The organism is Desulfovulcanus sp. (genome assembly GCF_982781345.1).
Genome location: NZ_CEYAEZ010000092.1, coordinates 1 through 5,226 on the forward strand (window position 1 = coordinate 1; position 5,226 = coordinate 5,226).

Genomic DNA, 5,226 nt, shown 5'->3' on the forward strand with positions numbered 1-5,226 from the left:
CAGTGCGCAGTTTATCACCCTTGCCGCGGATGGTAAATTCGTCTTTTTTAAGGTTAATAGTGTTTCTTTCAAGTGAGGTCAGTTCTGAAACCCTAAGACCGGTGGAAAAGAAAAGTTCTAAAATTGCTTTGTCTCTAAGTTTTATTATTTCCGGGTTTTTAGCTTTAAGAGGTGCTTCTAACAGCCGTTCTAGATCGTCGCCTTCTATAAAATCTACCTGTCTTTCGCCCACTTTAGCCAGTTCTATTTTTTCTGCTGCTAGGCAGGGGATGTCGTTTTTGGCTAAGTATTTTAAAAAAGCGCGCAGGGCTATTAAATGATAATTCTGCGTGCTCTTTTTTAGAGTTCCGCCCTGCCGGCCGGTTTCTTGACGGTTGAGCCAAAGCCTGAAAGCTTTTATCTTTTGTAAAGTGATTGAATTAGGAGAGAGTTTTCCTTCGCCTAGCCAGTCAAAAAATCTTTTTAAGTAAGCCCCGTAATTTCTAACGGTTTTCAGGCTTCTGCCTTTTTCAATTTCTAAGTAAACCAAAAAATCCTCAGCCAGAGCGCCGAGCTTTCCGTATGAGTTTAAGTCGTATTTTTGCAGAGGAGAAGACATAAAAAATATTTAGAAGGCAAAAGTCAAAATTCAAAAATACAGATTAAAAGTTAAGATTATTAATTCTATTTGATAGTTGGTTGTTGCCTTTCTCATTTTACGACACTTACAAATAAAAGGCAAATGAAAAAGCCACTGGCATTGTTGTCAGTGGCTCGTGAGTTCAGAATACGATAATGCGTCGTAATTGGTACTCCCAACCGCCTCCGCCGGCTTCATTCCACTTGGTGGCACGGATTTCTGTGGCGCCGTATTTATCCGCCAGACTTACTTTGGGGCCGACTTTATAGACCCAGTCAGCATCTTGTACTTTCCAAAAATACCCGCTAGCTCCCAGGGACATGGGACCAGTTAAGTTGTACTGAATTTCTGCCGGGTCAATCAAAATTTGATCAACACCTGCATTACTTAAAGGATAGTAGTACACACCCCAGAGCGACCCGGTCCATTTTCCGTTAATGTCTAGGATAAAGATTCCGGGCAGGACATAGTTGTCGTCCGTGGCGATGGTGTAATGTGCCAGGCTATAAACGGCATAATCTCCCCAGTTGGCGATGTTGTAACCAATCCCTACTGAGTATTCGTTGTATTTGGGTAGGTGTGCGTACCAGCTTTCGGCCATGAATTTGCCGTCGGCAAATGTTCGGGCATAAATGAAATTTTGGTAGGTGATTTCGCCATTTGAATTGACTTCCACTGGCCGCAGGTCAAAGGTATTATCCTGGGCTATTGCGACGGAAAAGATAAGTAGCAGACTCAAAAGCATATTGATGGTTCTTCGCATAAAACACTCCTTTTGTTTAGAATTTATCGTTTTTAAAGGCCAAAATTAATTTATTAGAATAACAAATTGTTCATATTTTGTCAATTTACTAGATGTTTTAAGTGAAATTATTGAAGGTTTTTGGGGTTGACAAAAATATTGTTTTGTGCTAAGGTGCAACATAAAACAAAAATAAATTGAAAAGTTGTGTTCATTGAAAAAGTGACATTTGTACAAGGTTAAAAGATGTAATTAACTAATCCATAATCTATATTTACTTAAATTAAGGAGGTTTGTATGGAACAAGCATTAACTGCCAATCAGATGATCGTTGGTATTTTAACCACAATCATTGGTTGGGGTGGGTTTATTGCCGTTCTGGTAGTTTTGCGCAATTTTATAATTGCCGGCATTACCCAAGCCATGATGGCTTATCTTTTCCGGGCAAATGATACCAACTTCACTCGCCTGATTGTTAGGCGTTTGACAGATGGTGATTATGCCGACGCCAAAGAGCTTTATCTCGGCTTAAAAGAGAAGTTCGAGGCTTCATCCTCTGAATCTGAGGTTTTGTAGCTTAAATTAACAGAAGTTAAACCAAAAAAGGAGATCTGCTATGCGGATTGAAGATTTCATCATGACTGATGGTCGCGTTTCCCCGGGAAAAGCTTTTTCGTGGGGAATTGTTATCATTTTTTTCTTTATTGTATTGGTAAATATGGGGCGCTTGTTTGAACGGAACAGTTCCGGTATTTACCAGGTGCGTCAGAGTTATTGGGGAGGGAACCTGTCAACCCGGTTTGAGCCTGGTTTTTATTTCCAGGGCTTAGCGGATTTGACGGATTTTAAAGCCGCATCCAGTTACAAGTTTAGTGACAAACCGGACGCGGAAAATGTTTCCGGCCCGCCGATTGTAGTGCGTTTCAACGATGGCGGTCGCGCCAAGGTTTATGGCGATGCCAGATTTGTTTTGCCGCGCAATGATGATGATATGGCACGTATTAAGCTCATTTTTGACAACCAGGAAGGTTTGATGAAAGAGCTGTATTCACAAATCGTAAAAGAGGCCGTGGTAATGACGGCTGCGCTTATGTCTTCGGAAGAAAGTTATTCTTCGCTGCGTTCCCAATTTTCCGATTGGGCCGGTGATCAAGTAATGAACGGCATCTATATTGTGGAAAAAAAGATCCGCAAAGTGCCTTCAGATGAAAATCCAGAGAAGTTAGTACCGGAAGAATATGTGGATATAAAACGCGACAGCTTAGGCGTTCCGGTTCGCAAGGAAACGGTGTTGAAGAACTATAATATTGCTTTGCAGCAATTTATTATAGAAGACATCGTATACCTTGACGGGTTGGATTCCCTTATCGGAAAAAAGCGCGAGTTTTTAACAGAGGTGATCAAAGTTAAGGCCCGTGCGGAAAAAGCTTTACAGGAAAGAAAAACCGCCGAAAGCAACGGTAAGAAAAAGGTGGCTGAAGCTCGATATAATAAGTTGCGCGAAAAAGAGAAAGTGGTACTCGATTATATGAAGAAAAAAGAACAAATGCTGATCGAGGCCAAGAAGAATCTTACGGTGGCCAAGGAGAATAAGCAGGCCGCCTATAACCGCAAGTTGCAGTTGATCGCTCAAGGTAAAGGTGAAGCTGAAGCCCGGCGTTTAGCCCTTTTAGCAGATGGCGCTTTGGGTATGAAAGAAAAGTATTACCGCGAGGCTTGGGCGGCGTATAAAAATGCGTTTTCTACAGCGAAGCTGGTGCCGAGCGTGACCACAATTGAATCTTACCGCTCTTCTTCATCCTTACCGCCCGGTGTGGAAGCACTGTTTCAAATCGACAAGATGCTTCGTCAGGAACTGGGGCTGAAACTTACGTTTTAATTTCGGTGAGTTAATGAAATCAAGTAAAATAAAAAACAGGAGTAAATCTGATGAAATTTAACGATGAGCAAAATGTGGGCAAAAAGGCTCCGAATAAATTATGGGTCCTTTTAATGTCTTTGGTTATCTTGATGTTGATTGGCTACTCTATAGTGGTCAACAACAACGAGGCAGGCCGTTATGTAATTATAGAACCCCTTTCCGGTAGTGGTTCTTACGAAGCAATTATGGAACCGGGCCGTTACTTCAAATGGTTTAACCGAACCTTTGATTGGGACAAAAGCGCAACCTATTGGTTTAGCGTCGACCCAACCGAGGGCGAGGACCGGGACCAGAGCGTCCAGGTCCGGTATAACGACGGTGGGACCGCTAAAATTTCCGGATCAGTCCGGTATATTATCGGGAAGGATAAGGATAAGTTCATTAAACTCCACGTCCAGTACCGAAACCAGAATAATTTCCGCGACCGGGCCATACGGGCACTGGTGACAGAGGCCCTTACCTTAACTGCTACGCTGATGTCGGCAGAGGAATCTTATACCACCAATAAAGCCCAATTCACCGAATGGGCTCTTGATCAATTAAACCACGGCGTTTATTTGGTAGAGACTTATACGGAGAAAGTAAAACTCCCTTCCGGTGAAATCAGAGAAGTGCGTCGATCCAAACTGCGTAGAGATCCCAAAACCGGGGAGATTATGCGCAAAGAATATGCTCTTGAAGGCTTTGACGTTGAGTTCACGCAATTCGTGATTCAAGATCCGGATTATCATAAGCGGATTAAGGATCAAATAGCCGGCAAGCTCCATAACCTTATGGGACTGGTAGCCAGTCAGGCCGAAGCTGAGTTAAGAAGGGCGGAAGAAGAAGCAGCTATTGCCGAGGGGCAGCGCGACGTCGTTGTTTCCGAATATGAACAGAAAGTAGAAAATGTGGTTGATATTATCTCTGCGGAAATCGCCGCAGATACCAGTCGCATTATGGCCGAAGCACGTAAGGAAGTTGCCGCCATCATGAAAAAGGCCGCCGAATACCAGCGCGACGCCGACATCCTTGTTGGTGAAGGCGAGGCAGCCTATAAAAAGGCTTTGCAGCGCGCCGACAGCAACATGGAAATTCGTTTAAAATTGTGGCTTGCCGGTCATATGGCCCGGGCAGAAGTGATTTCCAAGAATGGAGTCATCTACCCGGATTGGATCCAGCCGTCAGGAGATGCCGCCCAGACCGGCATGGGCATCTTAAATTACGACGTAATGAAGCGTCGTATGCTTGAGGCCGGAGGAAAAAATAATAAATAACCGAATAGGGCAGGCTGATAGGCTGAAAATATCCAGCCTGCCTTTTTTAAATTCTGATAAACTTGCGAGGTGAGTATGGAAAGATTTAATTTCAAAGAATACCGCAAGCGCAAGCGCAAGCTGCGCATGTGGGCTTATATCGTGGGAGGATTTGCTGCTTTGAATTTATTGGATGTGGCTTATCCTTTTCCGATTCCACTGACAGGCGGTCCTGCAATTTATGTGAGCTTGTTATTACTCATCCCCAGCGTGTTGGTCTGGCTTTATACCAACCAACCGCCTTCAGATCGCATGGTAGCTCAGTTGGCTGCCAAGACCAATGGATACATCCTGGCTACCTTTCTGGTGTCGGAGTTTGACATTTCCACGGAAATGGCCGAGTCAGTTATGAAGCGGCTGTTCTTGGAAGGTTATCTTGACATTGTGAATAAGGTGACTAATGATACTCCGATCAGCCAGTGGGTGACGTTGTTTGTCGGTTCGGCTGCTGAGCGACGGGCCAGTGAACATGCGGCTGAGGCGCGGCATGCTGGTATGGATTTGTCCCAGCACACAGCCGATAATGATGAAATCACTGTGGCAGATATTAATAATATGCTGCTGCAGGGAGGGTTGCATCTGGGAGATTCGGGCCAGCCTTTGGGATAAAGTTAAGTTGCAATTAGACTTGGATTAACTGAAATTTAAA

Annotated in this window: 6 protein-coding genes; 4 read left to right on the forward strand and 2 right to left on the reverse strand. The window is 43.9% G+C overall.

Features of this window, described 5'->3' with window-relative positions:
• Positions 1-598, reverse strand: a 598-nt coding sequence (locus AC3WVG_RS10990) for a tyrosine-type recombinase/integrase (protein ID WP_488798161.1), incomplete at its 3' end; no start/stop codon positions are given.
• 163 nt (positions 599-761) lie between these two features.
• On the reverse strand, positions 762-1,382 hold the full coding sequence (locus AC3WVG_RS10995) for a hypothetical protein (RefSeq protein ID WP_488798162.1): 621 nt from the start codon (positions 1,380-1,382) through the stop codon (positions 762-764).
• A 276-nt stretch (positions 1,383-1,658) separates the two neighbouring features.
• On the opposite strand from AC3WVG_RS10995, the gene AC3WVG_RS11000 reads away from it, so the two are divergent.
• From AC3WVG_RS11000 to AC3WVG_RS11015, 4 genes are all read left to right on the forward strand, one after another.
• Entirely contained in the window at positions 1,659-1,937 is a 279-nt protein-coding gene (locus AC3WVG_RS11000; protein ID WP_488798163.1) for a hypothetical protein, read from the forward strand.
• A gap of 40 nt (positions 1,938-1,977) precedes the next feature.
• Positions 1,978-3,240, forward strand: coding sequence for a hypothetical protein (locus AC3WVG_RS11005; protein WP_488798164.1), 1,263 nt, complete (start codon positions 1,978-1,980; stop codon positions 3,238-3,240).
• Positions 3,241-3,290: 50 nt separating this feature from the next.
• Complete coding sequence (locus AC3WVG_RS11010) at positions 3,291-4,538, forward strand: SPFH domain-containing protein (RefSeq protein WP_488798165.1); 1,248 nt, start codon at positions 3,291-3,293, stop codon at positions 4,536-4,538.
• A gap of 75 nt (positions 4,539-4,613) precedes the next feature.
• On the forward strand, positions 4,614-5,186 hold the full coding sequence (locus AC3WVG_RS11015) for a hypothetical protein (protein ID WP_488798166.1): 573 nt from the start codon (positions 4,614-4,616) through the stop codon (positions 5,184-5,186).
• Positions 5,187-5,226: the final 40 nt, after the last annotated feature.

What these genes read in the sequence shown, in the direction of transcription:
- AC3WVG_RS10995 (WP_488798162.1), bottom strand. Translation starts at nt 1,382, where the DNA reads ATGCGAAGAACCATCAATATGCTTTTGAGTCTGCTACTTATCTTTTCC.
- AC3WVG_RS11000 (WP_488798163.1), top strand. Translation starts at nt 1,659, where the DNA reads ATGGAACAAGCATTAACTGCCAATCAGATGATCGTTGGTATTTTAACC.
- AC3WVG_RS11005 (WP_488798164.1), top strand. Translation starts at nt 1,978, where the DNA reads ATGCGGATTGAAGATTTCATCATGACTGATGGTCGCGTTTCCCCGGGA.
- AC3WVG_RS11010 (WP_488798165.1), top strand. Translation starts at nt 3,291, where the DNA reads ATGAAATTTAACGATGAGCAAAATGTGGGCAAAAAGGCTCCGAATAAA.
- AC3WVG_RS11015 (WP_488798166.1), top strand. Translation starts at nt 4,614, where the DNA reads ATGGAAAGATTTAATTTCAAAGAATACCGCAAGCGCAAGCGCAAGCTG.